Annotated in this window: 14 protein-coding genes and 1 pseudogene; 10 read left to right on the top strand and 5 right to left on the bottom strand. The window is 60.5% G+C overall.

Translation table 11 applies throughout. From position 1 onward, the window contains the following. The first annotated feature begins 306 nt into the window (after window positions 1–306). Entirely contained in the window at window positions 307–972 is a 666-nt protein-coding gene (locus NLK60_RS06075) for a ribonuclease H-like domain-containing protein (RefSeq protein WP_254809993.1), read from the top strand. Window positions 973–1135: 163 nt separating this feature from the next. Here NLK60_RS06075 and NLK60_RS06070 read toward each other — a convergent pair whose 3' ends face one another. Further along, window positions 1136–1504, bottom strand: coding sequence for a winged helix-turn-helix transcriptional regulator (locus NLK60_RS06070; protein WP_254809992.1), 369 nt, complete (start codon window positions 1502–1504; stop codon window positions 1136–1138). A gap of 82 nt (window positions 1505–1586) precedes the next feature. On the opposite strand from NLK60_RS06070, the gene NLK60_RS06065 reads away from it, so the two are divergent. Continuing rightward, entirely contained in the window at window positions 1587–2084 is a 498-nt protein-coding gene (locus NLK60_RS06065) for a VOC family protein (RefSeq protein WP_254809991.1), read from the top strand. Between the two features lie 47 nt (window positions 2085–2131). Continuing rightward, window positions 2132–2715: pseudogene (locus tag NLK60_RS19670) on the top strand (flavin reductase family protein). 17 nt (window positions 2716–2732) lie between these two features. Here the strand turns inward: NLK60_RS19670 and NLK60_RS06050 are convergent. Further along, entirely contained in the window at window positions 2733–3752 is a 1020-nt protein-coding gene (locus NLK60_RS06050; protein WP_254809989.1) for a hypothetical protein, read from the bottom strand. Window positions 3753–3990: 238 nt separating this feature from the next. Here NLK60_RS06050 and NLK60_RS06045 point away from each other — a divergent pair, with 238 nt between their 5' ends. The 6 genes from NLK60_RS06045 to NLK60_RS06020 all read left to right on the top strand — a co-directional run bounded on the left by NLK60_RS06045 (window position 3991) and on the right by NLK60_RS06020 (window position 11909). Continuing rightward, the gene (locus NLK60_RS06045; RefSeq protein ID WP_254809988.1) at window positions 3991–4905 is read left to right on the top strand and encodes an ABC transporter ATP-binding protein; all 915 of its coding nucleotides are present in this window, start codon (window positions 3991–3993) and stop codon (window positions 4903–4905) included. Further along, a complete protein-coding gene (locus tag NLK60_RS06040) occupies window positions 4902–6707 on the top strand; it encodes an ABC transporter permease family protein (protein WP_254809987.1) in 1806 nt (601 codons plus the stop codon). Before NLK60_RS06045 ends, NLK60_RS06040 begins: the two co-directional genes overlap by 4 nt. Next, window positions 6697–7776, top strand: a complete 1080-nt coding sequence (locus NLK60_RS06035) for an ABC transporter permease (protein WP_254809986.1) — start codon at window positions 6697–6699, stop codon at window positions 7774–7776. Before NLK60_RS06040 ends, NLK60_RS06035 begins: the two co-directional genes overlap by 11 nt. Before the next feature lie 135 nt (window positions 7777–7911). Beyond that, the gene (locus NLK60_RS06030) at window positions 7912–10440 is read left to right on the top strand and encodes a penicillin acylase family protein (protein ID WP_254809985.1); all 2529 of its coding nucleotides are present in this window, start codon (window positions 7912–7914) and stop codon (window positions 10438–10440) included. Beyond that, window positions 10437–10859 (top strand): hypothetical protein, encoded by a 423-nt coding sequence (locus tag NLK60_RS06025; RefSeq protein ID WP_254809984.1) that lies wholly within the window; start codon window positions 10437–10439, stop codon window positions 10857–10859. The genes NLK60_RS06030 and NLK60_RS06025 overlap by 4 nt, the downstream gene beginning before the upstream one ends. A gap of 75 nt (window positions 10860–10934) precedes the next feature. Beyond that, window positions 10935–11909, top strand: coding sequence for an aldo/keto reductase (locus NLK60_RS06020; protein ID WP_254809983.1), 975 nt, complete (start codon window positions 10935–10937; stop codon window positions 11907–11909). 79 nt (window positions 11910–11988) lie between these two features. On the opposite strand, the gene tenA is transcribed toward NLK60_RS06020, so the two are convergent. The 3 genes from tenA to NLK60_RS06005 all read right to left on the bottom strand — a co-directional run bounded on the left by tenA (window position 11989) and on the right by NLK60_RS06005 (window position 13888). After that, window positions 11989–12684 carry a thiaminase II gene (gene tenA / locus NLK60_RS06015; RefSeq protein ID WP_254809982.1) on the bottom strand — a complete coding sequence of 232 codons (696 nt, stop codon included), beginning with the start codon at window positions 12682–12684 and terminating at the stop codon, window positions 11989–11991. 161 nt (window positions 12685–12845) lie between these two features. Continuing rightward, window positions 12846–13385, bottom strand: a complete 540-nt coding sequence (locus NLK60_RS06010; protein WP_254809981.1) for a CBS domain-containing protein — start codon at window positions 13383–13385, stop codon at window positions 12846–12848. Window positions 13386–13531: 146 nt separating this feature from the next. Next, window positions 13532–13888: a DUF555 domain-containing protein gene (locus tag NLK60_RS06005; protein WP_254809980.1), complete on the bottom strand. Its 357-nt coding sequence runs from the start codon at window positions 13886–13888 to the stop codon at window positions 13532–13534. Window positions 13889–14260: 372 nt separating this feature from the next. On the opposite strand from NLK60_RS06005, the gene NLK60_RS06000 reads away from it, so the two are divergent. Next, on the top strand, window positions 14261–14446 hold the full coding sequence (locus NLK60_RS06000) for a hypothetical protein (protein WP_254809979.1): 186 nt from the start codon (window positions 14261–14263) through the stop codon (window positions 14444–14446). Window positions 14447–14623 lie beyond the last annotated feature (177 nt).

Raw genomic sequence — 14623 nt, 5'->3', positions numbered from 1 at the left:
ACCGTCCCTCTCTTCGAAATGTAGCAATCGCTCGAAGGTATTAGAGAGACGGGTTAGGAAAGCCAGCGGAACCTCGCGTGGAAACCACGAAAGGTGAAAGGCCGCCGTCTGACCGTGCCGTCTATTTCCTCCTCTCTTTCACGTACTGATAACCCCTCCGGTATTCGAATCTCGAGGTCGTCGCCAGTCGTGGACAGCTTGAGCGTACAAAAACCTGCAGCAAGAGGTCATAGCGCCAGTCAGGGTTATGGCTCACTTTTTCTATACTATAAGATGTTTCAATAGTCTATTTATAAAAGATTAGTTATGAGATATGATCGTGACGATCCCGGATTTGAACGCGTAGCGACATTCGACATCGAGACAACTCACTACAAAGCAAGCGAGGGCGAAACCGTCTCTATCGGAATTGGCGTTCACGAACGCGGAGCTCCGGGTGAGGATGCCGCGTACGAACGATATCACCGCGAAGAATACGACGAGGCACAGTTGATCGAGCGTGGCCTCAAACGGCTCGATGAACTGGGCGTCGACGGGGTGGTCTCGTTCAACGGAAACGATTTCGACCTCGGTTTCCTTCGAGACCGCCTAAATCTGTTGAACCGTGCCACTGCCATCCCCGAAATCGACGCTCTCGAGACGCATATCGATTTATTCGCCGATCGAAAAGCGGTGTGCAATCGAACTGGTCAAAAGTGGCCGAAACTCGAGGAGTGTCTTCTGTCGTACGGCCTCGACGAACCGGAAACACGCTGGAACGGGTCACCAGTAACGAACGTTCGGTTTGGCGAGGAACTCGGGCCGGCCTATCTACAGGCACTTTCGAACGCCAACCACGACCGTATCGAACAACTTCGTGCGGTGATCGACCACTATCTCGTGACCGACCTCGAGGCAAACCTGGCAGTTTTCTACGCTGATATCGGTTACCCGTTCGAGCCAGCCCACCTGGGGACGTCACGTTCATTTTGACTGAACGTCCGAATTCGGCAACTCGGTCGTCGCGTTGGTCCATTCGGTAACACGATCTCTCGCTGGTATAGCCGGGCAATCGTCGTACGGTTTACCGTCGTCTCGTGCCGTGATTGCCGACCAAGTATGGGCAATCATCGGTAACAAGTTACAGCAGACCGTATCAGTCCTCATCACTCGAGTCCTCGAGCCACGACCCGGCCCAGCACTCGATTTCGTCGAAGACGGGCTCGAGTGAGCGGCCTTTCGGCGTCAGGCTGTAGTAGGTCGCGATGGGGGCGTCCTCTTCGATTCGGCGTTCGACGAAGCCGTGGTCGCCCAGGTCCTCGAGCACGCGCGAGAGGGTGCGGGCGTTTGCGTCGGTCGCCCGCTTGAGTTCGTTGAATCGGTATTCGCCGTTCTGGAGTTCGTGCAAGACGGCCAGTCGCCACTGGGAGCCGATCTGTTCGATGGATTCGACGACGGGGCAGACGGAATCGTCGTCCTCGACGTGAGACTGTTCCCCGGGCGCTGTGGTTCGTTCGGATGACATCAGGGTTACCTGCTAACCCGTATGTCGCGAAAGCCTATAGCAGTTCGGGAACGAACCAGCTAACACGAGGTAACCTATTACGATGCCCGAACCGACATCCGACGCGCCGCCGACGACCGGTTTGCACCACGTCACGAATATCTGTACGGATATGGATGCGACGAAGGACTTCTACGAGGATGTCCTCGGCTTTCACACCGTCAAGATGACCGAGAATTACGACGATCCGGGGACGCTGCATTATTATTTCTCTCCGACACCCGATGGTGAGCCCGGAACGACGATCACCTACTTCGAGTACCCGAACAGCCGTGGCCAGCCAGGTCCCGGTGCGAGTCACCACTTTGCCATGGGCGTCGAAGACGAGGAAATGCTGCTCGAGTGGCGCGAGCACCTCCTGGCACACGACGTTCGCGTCTCGCCCGTTCGAGATCGAACCTACTTCAAGAGTATCTACTTTACCGATCCGGACGGCCTCGTCTTCGAACTCGCAACGATGGACCCCGGATTCGCAGTCAACGAGGAGGTTCCAGGAACGGAGTTCATCGACCCGCATGGGGACGAAGGTGATGACCAGTGACGGGTGCGCCCGACCCTGATTCGGACGACGCCCCGGAAACGCTCGAGATCGATGTCGACGAACACGTCGGCTCGCTGTATCGGGTCCTCTCGAGCGTCGTCGTTCCCCGTCCCATCGCCTGGGTGTCGACCACGAGCGAGGATGGCGTCGACAACCTGGCTCCGTACAGTTTCTTCACCGTCGCCGCAATCGACCCGCCGACGGTGCTGTTCGCCCCCGTCGACGCTGTCGACGGACTCAAAGACACCCCCCCCAGAACATCGAGGACACGGGCGAGTTCGTCATCAACCTCGTCACCGAGGGCCTGACCGAGGCGATGAACGCGACCAGCGCCACCCTCGAGGCCGGCGAGAGCGAGTTCGATCACGCGGACATCGAGCGCGCCTCCTCCACGGTCGTCACCCCACCCAGAGTCGCTGCTTCGAAGGCCGCCTTCGAGTGCACGCTCGAGGAACTGGTCGACGTCGGCGGCTCGACGCTCGTCCTCGGCCGAGTCCGGTACGTCCACCTCGAGGAGTCGGTGACGACGGACGGCAAAATCGACATCGAAAACGTCGACGCCGTCGGCCGACTGGCCGGAAGTTGGTACACGAAGACCGGCGAACGGTTCTCGCTCGAACGACCGCCGTGAGTATTACTGTTTTCCGCTCACTCCATCGGATCGTCACACCGTTCGAGCGCCGCTTCACCGTCATCGAAGTGATCTGATCCGTCCTGGTCTCGGCCGTCTGCGAACGCTTCGGCTCCCTTGGCGAAGTGGTCCGTTGCGTCGCTCAACGCTTCGGCCAGACACGACATATCTATCATATCTGCTCTAAAACCGGCCGATACTTCGCTTTCGGCTTCCTGGAACGTGGTGAACGCAACGTAGAATTGGTTTGAAGAATCGCTGTACGCCGCCGCAGCCTCTTCGAACTGGCCGGCATCCAGCGCCTGGTTGGCGGTCTCGAACGATTTCATCGCTGCAGCTAGCTCTCGAATGCCGACCGACAGGTATTCCATCGCGACGATAACTTCTTCTACCTCGTCTATTGCGACCGCTAACTCGGTCAGGTCGGTGTGGTCGATGTCGTCCATTGCATCGGGATCGATCCGGTCGAAGGCTTCCCTGGCGTCCGAAACGTGCGCCTTCGCCTCGATGGTACGGTCTTCTGCTCGCTCGAACGCGTCGATGGCATCCTCGAACCGATCCATATCGAAGTACTGGTCTCCCGTATCGTACTCGTCGAACGCGTGACCAAGGGCTCCAAACGACTTCACCAGGGCTCGAAAGCAGTCGACCGCCCCTTCGAGCGCTTCGATTCGGCGCAGTTGCTCGTCGGTTGCCTCACCTCTGGCGGTCTCGAGGTCGACACTGGCCTCGTCCAGTCGGGCGGTGATTGGACGGGTTTCGATCGCTTGGGAATCGCTCGATACGGGGTCATTGGCTTCTTCTACGGCTTCGTCGAGTTCGTCGACAGCTACCTGGAGGTTGTTATCCGCGGCTTCGATGAGGGCTTCGACGTCGGTTGGTTCCTCCTCGTCCGTGTCGGCTGAATCGTCCGTCCCAGTATCGGCCGCCGAATCGTCACCGTCACCCGCATCGTCGGCTTCGTCGCCGAGGCAACCGGCGATGGCCAACGATCCGCCAGAGCCAACGGCGGTAATCAGGAACGTCCGTCTTTTCATAATTTGTTTTGGATGTTCTTCCCTGAAATGTTTTCTGGCATACTATCTCAGCAACGTGATCGCTATTTCTCGATTCGCCGTAGAAAAGTGGATGTTCCGTCTGGTACAAGCTCGTTCGGTCCTCGGCTTCCAGTGTAACAGTTGAGACCGGTAACTGTGGCCTTCACCTGCTATCGTTTGGGGTGACTATCACGGCCGCTAGCCTTTTCTAACGTCTCCGCTTTTCTCGAGACAATCAATGATCGAAGTCACGGACCTCCGCAAAGAATACGGCGGATTCACCGCCGTCGAGGGGAGTTCCTTCAGCATCGAGCGTGGCGAGGTCTTCGGCATCGTCGGCCACAACGGGGCTGGGAAGACGACGACGCTGAAAATGCTCGCCGGCCTGATCGAACCCACGGGCGGTACGGCCGTCGTCGCCGGACATCCGGCGGGTGCACCCGCGATGCAACGGCGGTTGGGCTTTCTACCCGAGCAGTCCCCGCTGTACGAGGAGATGACCCCCATCTCCTACCTCGAGTTCTTCGCCGACCTCTATGACGTGCCGAAATCGGTCGCGGCCGAGCGAATCGACGACATCCTCGACCGTCTCGACCTCGAGCACCGTGACCGGGAACTCGGGAACATGTCGAAAGGGATGAAACGCAAAGTCGCGATCGCTCGAGCGCTGGTCAACGACCCGGATGTCCTCATTTTCGACGAACCTGCCTCGGGGCTGGACCCGCTGACGACGAACTACATTCTCGAGTTCACCAGCGAGTTGACCGACGAGGGGAAAACCGTCGTCTTCAGCGCGCACAATCTCTTTCACGTCGAAAGTATCTGTGACCGCCTGGTCATCATGTCCGAGGGAACGATCGTCGCTCGAGGGACTATCGACGACATCCGCTCGAGGTACGGCGGTCGGACCTACCACGTGACGTCCACGTTGGGTGCTAACTCGGCGGCCGTCGGCCCTGATGCTGTCGATGCTTCTGTCACCGAGTACGCCCGAGAAAACGGCCACTGTCGATACGTGGTCACCGACATGGACGGCGTCGATGCCGTCCGAACGGCGGTCGAAGCTGTCGGCGGACGGGTTACCGATATCGAGACGAAGACGCCCAGCCTCGAGCAGATATTCCTCGAGGTGGCTGACGAGGCGACAGCGTGAGCGGGGTGTCGAGCGAGGGGACGAACGACCGTGGCTCGCTCGGCCGCATCTGGCGAATCGCTCGCTGGGAGGTCACTCGTAGTGCGGGGACGGTCGATCGGAAGACGATCGCCGTCGTCCTCGTGTTGTTGCTCGCTGCGGGGTTCGTTGGTTACAGCACCGTCGACGACGGGGTCGGTCTCGAGGACGGTCTGTACACCGTCGCCGTCGACGAGGAGAGCCCCTACTACGAGGTCGCCACGACCGACCGAACGTTTCGGACGGTCGACCCCGGCGAGCCAGCCGACCTGACCGTCTACGCGAACGGGCACGTCAACCCGGCGGAGACGGCGAAAGGGAACGCGGCTCACGCGGCGTTTGCCGACGCCGTCGAACGCCACAACGAGGCGTTGATGATCGCCGAATCTGACACCGCGGCCGCGTTCCCGGTCAGCGTGACGCTGGTCTACGAGCAACGGGAACCGCTCGAAGCTGTCGGTGACGGGGACCTCGAGGGAGACGACGGGGATGGTGGCACGGAAGCGGACGGCGATTCGACAGCAACCGATGGCTCGAGCGACGACGGAACCGGTTCCGAATCCGCTGACGACGACGCTTCAGCCATCGCGACGCCCGAGTTCGGGGGCGGTTCCATCGACGACTCGAGCGGCCCGCAGACGCCGGGCTCGATTACGCCGCCGTTCCCGTTCCAGTCGCTGGTGCTCGCGTTCCTGTTCGTCGTGCCGATGAACTTCGTTATCCAGGCGTACGGGAGCACGATCATGGACGAGCGAATCAAACGTCGCGGGGAACTCCTGCTCGTCTCGCCGGCCTCCCGGTATGAAATCGTTGCGGGGAAGACGCTCCCGTACCTGGTGGGCGTGACCGGATTGGTGGGTGCAATCGCACTCGTCATCGATGGGGGCTGGCTTTCAGTAGCCGCTGTTATCCCCATCGCACTCCTCTTTCTAGCCGCGACGTTCGTCGGCGCGATGTTCGCCCGCTCGTTCAAGGAACTCACGTTCGTCACCGTGACGATTTCGGTGTTTCTGACGACCTACACCTTCGTCCCTGCGATCTTCACGGACGTCACTCCCATAGCGCTCATCTCACCACTGACGCTTGTCGTCCTCGACTTGCAGGGAGAGAGCGTTCGAGTGGTCGAGTACCTGTTTTCCACTGCGACGTTTTATCTGGGTTCGGCCGTCCTGTTCGGTCTCGGGCTGGGGAGCTACCGCGAGGAGGATATGTTCACCCAGAAGCCGATTCCCGCGAAGGTAGTCGATTCCATCGCAACCCAGGTCCGTGGAAAAGCCAGCGTGTTCGCGATGCCAATCGTGTTTATCCCGTTCGTCTTTGGTATTCAACTGTTGACGGTCTCGCTCGTGTTCGCCCTGCCACAGACGCTTTCGCTGCCAATCATCTTTCTTGTCGCGGCGGCCGTCGAAGAGGTCGCAAAGAGCATTCACATCTACGCGGGCTATTCCCACTCCCGGTTCGACTCCTCGAGCAAAACGGCGCTGGTTCTCGGTGCTATTTCCGGGCTCGGCTTTTTCGTCGGCGAAAAGCTCACCCACGTCGTCCAGTTGGTTGGGCTCCCGGACATCGTCGAAGGACAGGCCGCTTTCGGTCCGGCACTCGCCGGTGAGTCTCTGCCCGTACTGGTCGCAATCGCACTGGCACCGCTCGTGTTACACGTCGTGACCGCGATGATCGGGGCATTGGGAGCCAGCCGCGGGCGTGGCAGTTACTTCGTCGCCCTCGCCCTCGCAACCGCGGTCCACGCGACGTACAACCTTGGGGTGATCACCCTTGTCTTCTAACGCAACGACGGAACCGACGTGGCGGGCGAAACTGGCAATCGTTCGCCGTGAGGTTCGGTCGCTCCGCGCCGAAAAGACAATCGTACTCGCACTCGCTATCCAGCTCGTCATCGCCGGCTTTTCGGGCTTCCTGGTCGTCGGCCTCGTCTCGCTGTACGATCCTAGCGCGGTCGATGGCGGCGAGATGGAAATCGCCGTCACCGGCGATGACCGTGACGCGATCCTCGAGATAGTTTCCGAACAGGAGACCCTCAGTGCCCAACCGTACGACGACCCGGAAACCGCCTCCGACGCCTTCGACGAACGACGGGTCGCGGCCGTGCTCGAGGTGGTGCGACTCGAGGATGATACCCTTCGAATAACGGTCACGGCACCAGACGAGGGTCTCGGAACGACGCTCCTGATCTCGGAACTCCAATCGGCGCTGCGGGCCGTCGAATTCGAGGAACGGACGGCGAACGGCGACCGTCTCGAGTCACAGCCACTGCCGGTTCCGGAAACGGATGGTGCCAATCCGTACGTCGGATTCACTTACACGATTCTGATCCCGCTATTGTTGTTCCTCCCGGTGTTTATCAGCGGTTCCATCGCCGTCGATTCGCTGATCGAAGAACGGCAGCGAGGCACCCTCGAGTTGCTTCGAGTTGCCCCGCTTTCGTTCGCGGATGTCATCGACGCGAAACTGGTGGCAACGGCGGGATTGGCGCCGCTGCAAGCCGTCGCGTGGTTGCTGTTGCTCGCGCTCAACGGAACGGCAATCGTCCATCCCGGCCCTCTCGTCGTGCTTGTATCGGCGCTGGCGCTGTGTATCGTCGCGGGTGGCCTCGGGGTGGCACTCTACGCCCCGGACCGTCGACAGGCCCAGTTGCTGTATTCGGCCGGTATCGTCGGCTTACTCGTCGTGACGACGCTGTTGCCCGAACATCCTGCCAATACCATCGCGAAGTTCGCTATCGGTAGCGAGACGACGACCACCTGGCTGTTGCTCGTGGCCTACAGCGCCCTCGGTCTCGGCTCGTACCTCCTCTTGCGCGTGGGCGTCTCGAGGCTCAATACGGAAGCGTTGTAGCTCGAGGGTGGAGAAGAACGGATTCTGCAACTCGAGGGAAGCAATCAGTTTCACTCGAGGGAAGGCCGAGTGGAGACACCTGGGCCGGTCAACAGTTAAGACGTGTTGCCCGAATGTCGAGATGTGACTGGCGACATGACACGCCGCGCTGTACTCGCGGCGACGGTTCTGGCCGGCACTGCCGGTCTCTCACTTTCGGCAGCGGACGAGTTGCTCGAGCAGTTCGCGCCGCTTTCGGGTACCGTCTGGGATGCGGCCCGCCGTACTCGTCCGGAGCGCGTCGAGAGCCCGGCCGGTGAGGCGACGATCACCGTGGACGACGAGGGGGTACCACACGTCGAGGCTGACAGCGAGGAAGCGGCGTCGTTCGCGGTCGGCTACATCCAGGGGTTCGACAGGCTGTTTCAGCTCGACTTACAGCGTCGAGTCATGCGCGGCCAGACCGCTGAACTGGCCGGGGAGGTGGCCGCCGATGGAGACGAGTTTCACGTCCGCATGGATTTCGTCGGTGCAGCGCAAGCCACCTGGGACGTCGTCCGCGAGACGCCAGCAGGGTCGCTCGTCGAACGCTACACTCAGGGGGTAAACGCGGCGCTCGAGGACCACGCGCTTCCGCTCGAATTCGAGTTACTCGGCTACGAACCCGACCCATGGACGCCGGTCGACTCGATGCTGATGGAAAAACAGATTTCCTGGACACTCACCGGCAACTTCGGGGAACTCAGACGGGCCGTCATCGCCGACGAACTCGATGCCGATCTGTTCGAGGAACTTTACCCGGTTGCAATGGACCACGATGTGCCAATTCTCCGGAGCGACCCGGACCACCGCGAGCGACTGGGCGACCTCCGTGGGGTTGCCGACCCATCCAGTGATTCGCCGGACGAATCGGACACCGAATCGACCGATGCCCGGCGACCCTCCACTCGAGATGGCTCCACTCGACCCACCTCGACTCGAGGAACCTTCTCTCGAGTCGCTCGTTTAGAGACGGTAGCAAACGCGCCTGGCCGGCCCCTGACTGACTGGCTCTCGGCGTTCGAATCGCCACCTGGCGTCGGTTCGAATAGCTGGGTGGTATCTGGCGAACACACCGAAAGCGGGACGCCGATCATGGCCAACGACCCGCATCTGGCGTTGATGACGCCGCCGCTGTGGTACGAACAACACGTCGAAACCTCCACCACGTCGGTTCGGGGCGTGACGTTCCCGGGGGTTCCGTTCGTCATCATCGGGGCGAACGACCGCGGTGGCTGGGGATTCACCAACGTCGGCGCGGATGTCCTCGACTGTTACACCTACGAAATCGACGACGACGAAGGCCGCTATCGCTACAGAGACGAGTGGCGCTCGTTCGAAACCGCAGAACGCGAAATCGAAATCTCCGGGGCCGAAAACCGGACGATCACGACCCGGAAGACCGTTCACGGCCCGTTGCTCGAGCGAGAGGACCATCGCGTCGGGGTCGCGTGGACGGGGCTCAGCGCGACCCGAACCACGCAAGCCGTGTACGAACTCACGAGAAGTGACGGTCTCGAGGACGCACTCGAGGCGGCGCGGATTTTCGACTTGCCCACACAGAATCTGGTCTATGCTGATGCCGATGGCCGAACGCTGTACGTACTGACGGGCCGGCTCCCGGTCCGTGAAATTGAGGGCGAAGTCGTCACCGGCAACCGCCTGTTCGACGGTTCCGAGGGCGAAGCCGAGTGGGCTGGCTTTACCCCCTACGGAGAGTCGAGTTGGGACGGCTTCGTCCCCTTCGAGGAACAACCACACGCCATCGACCCGGACGTGCTCGGAACGGCCAATCAGCGAGTCGCCGACCATCCAGAGCACTACGTCGGCGTTGCCTACGCGACCCCCTACCGCGGACGTCGCATCTACGACGTGCTGGACGAAGCCGCAGATACCGGAACGCCCACCGACCCGGCGTTCCACCGCGACCTGCAAACCGATACCAGGGACGAACGTGCGGTTCCCCTCGTTCCCGAACTACTCGAGGCCGGGAAGAACGCACTCGAAAACGGCGAAACTGAACTCTCGAATCCGGCCACGCTCGAGAGCGCACTCCAGACACTCGAGTCGTGGTCCTTCGAAATGAACCGCGACGAACGTGGCGCACTCGTCTTTGCCCGGTGGATCGACCACTTCGAACGGGCAGTATTCGATCCGGTGTTCGAAGACACCGACCTCGATGCGTCGTACTATCCGAACGAGTGGGTACTCGAGACGCTCTCGCCGGACAGTCCGGTGTTCGAGGGGCGATCACGGGCCGGGGTCATGGTCGAAGCGCTCGAGGACGCTCTCGAGGAAACCGACAGCGAGGGGTGGGAGAGCTACGGCGACTGGAATACGACTGCGCCTATCGCTCACCCGTTCGGTGGGGAAGCCCCATTTTTGAACTACGACGAGCGACCTCGCGATGGCTCGCGAGCCACCGTCGATAACTACCGGGTCGAGTCTGCGGTTGGCGCGAGCTGGCGGATGGTCGTCCAACCGGGCGAGGCCGCCTGGGGTATCGTCCCAGGCGGGAACTCGGGTGAGTACTTTTCACCCCACTACGACGACCAGTTCCAGCGCTGGGCCGACGGCGAGTACAAATCCATGGATCTCGAGATTGTGGGCGAGGAGACCATCACCTTCGAGGAGGGGTCCCGATGACGCGCGACGAAGCTCCTGTCGACGCTGCTGTGGATACCGAGTCGCTCGAAAGTGGGGAGGATGGCGGCGCGGCAACCACCGGAAATTCCGCAGCGGATACCCCCCTCGAGCGAGTTCGGGCTGACCCTCGACTTCGACGAGGTGCCCTGGTCCTCGCCGTCGTGGTCGGAATCGCGCTGACGTGGCTCCACTGGATTGGCTTACTCGTCGGCGGAGCGCTCATCGGCCTCGTCTCGAAGAGCCTCCCCAGGGCCGTCGGTGCTGCTGCCGGGTTTGGTCTGCTTGTCCTCGTCGTGTTCGCGTTCACGCTCGGTGGATCGCTGTGGCCCGTCCTCGAGATGACACCCGTTTCGTATCTGGTGGTCGCTGCAGCCCTCGGGATACCGATGCTTGGGTCGTTGCTTCGTGGCGTACTTTGAGAGCGAACACGACACTCGCCGTGTCCCAGGTTCGCCGTTCGATATGCTCTTTAGGGCCGACAGAAAGCATACGCTATGGAGTACACCACGCTCGGAAACACGGGTCTCGAGGTCAGTCGCATCTGTCTCGGTTGTATGAGTTTCGGCTCGAGCGACTGGCGACCCTGGGTACTGGAGGAAGACGAAAGCCACGAAATCATCGAGCGGGCCATCGACCTCGGGATTACCTTCTTCGACACGGCGAACATGTACTCGGAGGGTGAATCGGAACGCATCCTCGGGGAAGCGCTCGAGGGGCACCGCGACCGTTCGGTCGTCGCCACCAAGGGCTTTTTCCAGATGGACGAGACGAACCCCAATTCGGGTGGACTCTCCCGGAAGGCACTCGAACAGGAGCTACAGGCGAGTCTCGACCGACTGGGGATGGACACCATCGACCTGTATCAGATTCATCGACTGGACGAGACGACCCCTATCGAGGAGACACTCCGAACGCTTGACGACGCCGTCCGGCGCAATCAGGTGCGCTACATCGGTGCCTCCTCGATGTGGGCCTACCAGTTCGCGACGGCATTACACACCAGCGAGCGCCTGGGGCTCGAGCGATTCGTCTCGATGCAAAATCACTACAACCTCGTCTATCGGGAGGAAGAACGCGAGATGCTCCCGCTCTGTCAGCAGGAAGGGATAGGCGTAATTCCGTGGTCACCGCTGGCTCGTGGCTACCTGACGCGGCCGGCGGAGAACGTCGACGCGACCGACCGCGGTGCCTCGGAGGAGCATCTGTACAGTCACCCCTACCAGGAAGGTGGCGGCCCGGAAATCAACGCCCGCGTCGAGGAACTGGCAGCGGACAAGGGCGTCACGATGGCACAGATCGCTCTCGCCTGGCTGTTCAATCAGGATCACGTCGACGCACCCATCGTGGGCACCACCAGCGTCGAGCACCTCGAACAGGCGGTTGAGGCACTCGAGATCTCGCTCACGTCCTCGGAACTGGAGTACCTCGAGGAGCCGTACGAACCGGTTCGCGTGACCGGCCACGAGTGAACCGCCCGGGGCTTGACCTCGAGGCACCCGCGTCGTTCATTTGTAGAGTCGTCGCTGTCGTTTTCGACAGTTCCTCCAGTTACTGTGACCTCGGTGTCGCTACCGCTGGTGCCGGTTCTCGTTCCCACTTCTCCTCTGTGTAAGCCATCTCCCAGAACCGGTACTCGAGTTTTGCGCTCGTGAGAAACGCCTGTTTCATCGCCTCTCGCTCGCCGGGATGGCGTTCTCCACAGCGGTCGACGAACTCGCGCATCCACTCGACCGATTCGGCGAACTCGTCGCTCGTGTATTTTTCGATGAACGGTGTGTACCGGTGGTCCGTCGTTGCGATGTCAGCCATGTGCTCGGCGATGTCCAGATAGCCTTGACCACAGGGATAGATGGCCGCAGCAATTTCGGCCACCGAGCCCTCGTAGGCGGTTCGAAGCAGAAAGTTCGTGTAGGCAACGCAGGTTGGGGCTTTCTCGACCGACTCGAGTTCGGTCTGGCTAATACCGTAGTCGGCGGCGAACGAGCGATGCAGGTCCATCTCCTCGGCGAGAATTCGGTGTGCGACTCCCAGCAGGTGCGTCATCGTCTCCTCGTCACGGACGCGTGAGCCAGCGATGGCGAACACGCGAGCGTAATCGAGTAAATACCGGTAATCCTGACACACCCAGGTTCGAAACGCCGATTCCTCGAGCGTTCCCGAAGCGAGTTCCGTCACAAAGGGATGGGACTGCTGTGCGTTCCAGAGCGGTTCACCGGCCTCGAGTAACCGATCACTCATTCGCATTGTGCTCGAATACGTATCCCTCGTTGATATATCTTAGTAATATTACCTTGTGGTGCAGGCGATACGTTCAGTAGGTCCGTCAAAAACAGGGGACCAGCAGTTCGGCGTCTCGAAATCGGTTCCGCGCGGGAGACAACGCGATGGTCGAAACGGGTGAGTCTTCAGGACAGTCGGGCTGCCAGATCGGCTTCGGTGATGATACCGACGGTCTGGCCGGCTTCGGTAATCATCACGGCCTTGTAATGCTCGAGAAGGTTGCTGATCTCATCGAGCGTGGCGTCTTTCGATACCGTCGGAAACGATTCGGCCATGTGCTCGGCGACGGGTTCGTCACGGTGTTCTTCTTCGAGGTGGACGAGTTCGCTCTGACTGATCGATCCCACTGGAATGCCATCCTGGATAACGGCCAGTTGTGAGTAGGCCTCCTGTTCCATTCGATGGGCTGCTTTGCTTACCGGATCGTCGGGACCGACGCTTACGACGTCTTCGTGCATCAGATCGGCGGCTTTGATGACGTCACTTTCGGCCTCCTGCAACGCATTGACGATTCGTCGGAGCGTCGAGAGCCGTGGATCGACGTCACCACCTTCGATGCGGGCGATCAACGGCTGTGAAACGTCGGCCCTGTCGGCGAGTTCACTCTGGGTGAGCCCCAGATCGTTTCGCTGTTGCCTGAGATCGGTTGGCGTGGGTAACTCCATACGGCACAATAACTACGGGTTATAGAAAGCTGTTTGGGTGTCTCCACTACTGGCCGGGGTCGGTGACGTTCGTGTTTTCCCTCGAGAGTCCGCCACCTGTCGAATGCGAGAATCGAGTGAAAATGGCCGCAGTGTCTTCGAGATCGCTATTCGTCGTCGCTTTCGACTTCGAATACCTCGACGACCGAGAGTGGGACGTCACGGAGGGCACCGCCGACTTCGCTTTTAGCGATTCGGGAGGCGTGCTCTTCGCCGTCAGCGTTGAAGACGTCCATCTCGAGGGCGAGACCGACCAACGCGGTGTTAGCGGCGATAAACGCCGAGTCGAACGGCTCTCCACAGGCTGGACAGCCGGTTGCGCCGACCTCGACTTCGACGTACTCCATGTTCGCGCTGTTGAGGCGTTTTCCTGCTTCGCTGACAGCGACGCCGATTGCGTCGTCGATTGCGTCGACGTCACGGACCAGCCAGGCTGCTTCCATTGCGACGAGATAATTTCCCATAGGTGGAAGTAGTTCCGGGGGGTTTCCTGCTTTGCGGTTTCGGTTTCCGCTCGAAAACCGGTCTCGGGTATCGCTATGATGGCTCGAGCAGTATCGTGCGATAGGTGCGCATGGACGTTGTACACACGAAATTGTCCGATTACGGAGTGCGCACGAGTTAGCTACGTTGCTCATAAGTTATACAGAGTAGAAGCAAGTAATCTCGTCTGGATACGTGTGGTTCGGCCCGAACGCCACCTGAATTGTGTTCAACACAACCTGAGATTAATCGACAGACTGCGACGACTTCGAACCTAAATGCTCGATCATGATGAACAGTGTTCGGCAGTAACCCTTTTATACAACCCCGGTCTGTGCCCCGACTGTAGACCGATGATAACCCGCGCGTACCACGCGTCACTGTTCGCACTGTACCAGCTGTGTATCGCGGTCGGCATCGTCCTGATGCCGCTCGCCCTCGCCGCCAGCCGGGCCGGCGTGTCCATCCCGATTCACAAGCTCCTCGCCAGCGTCGGCGAGGCCCTCGAAAACGCATCCCAGCCAGCGTCCACACGATAAGCCTTCTCTCAAACTGATCGATTCGATTTGCCAGCGCTCGAGCCACGCTGCTGTGCCGTGCTTTACAGAAGTGCAAGGAGCTTGACCCCGAGGCGATTCACGGGCGCGCACACAGTCACGACAAATTACCCTCGAGACAGTGTGGACGCCCCCTGTACTCGCGCACCCGCGCTCGAG

The organism is Natronosalvus amylolyticus, assembly GCF_024298845.1.
In the GTDB taxonomy this organism is placed as follows: domain Archaea; phylum Halobacteriota; class Halobacteria; order Halobacteriales; family Natrialbaceae; genus Natronosalvus; species Natronosalvus amylolyticus.
The sequence above is the reverse complement of the archived record's forward strand: the minus strand, read 5'-3'. Positions and strand labels throughout refer to the sequence as shown.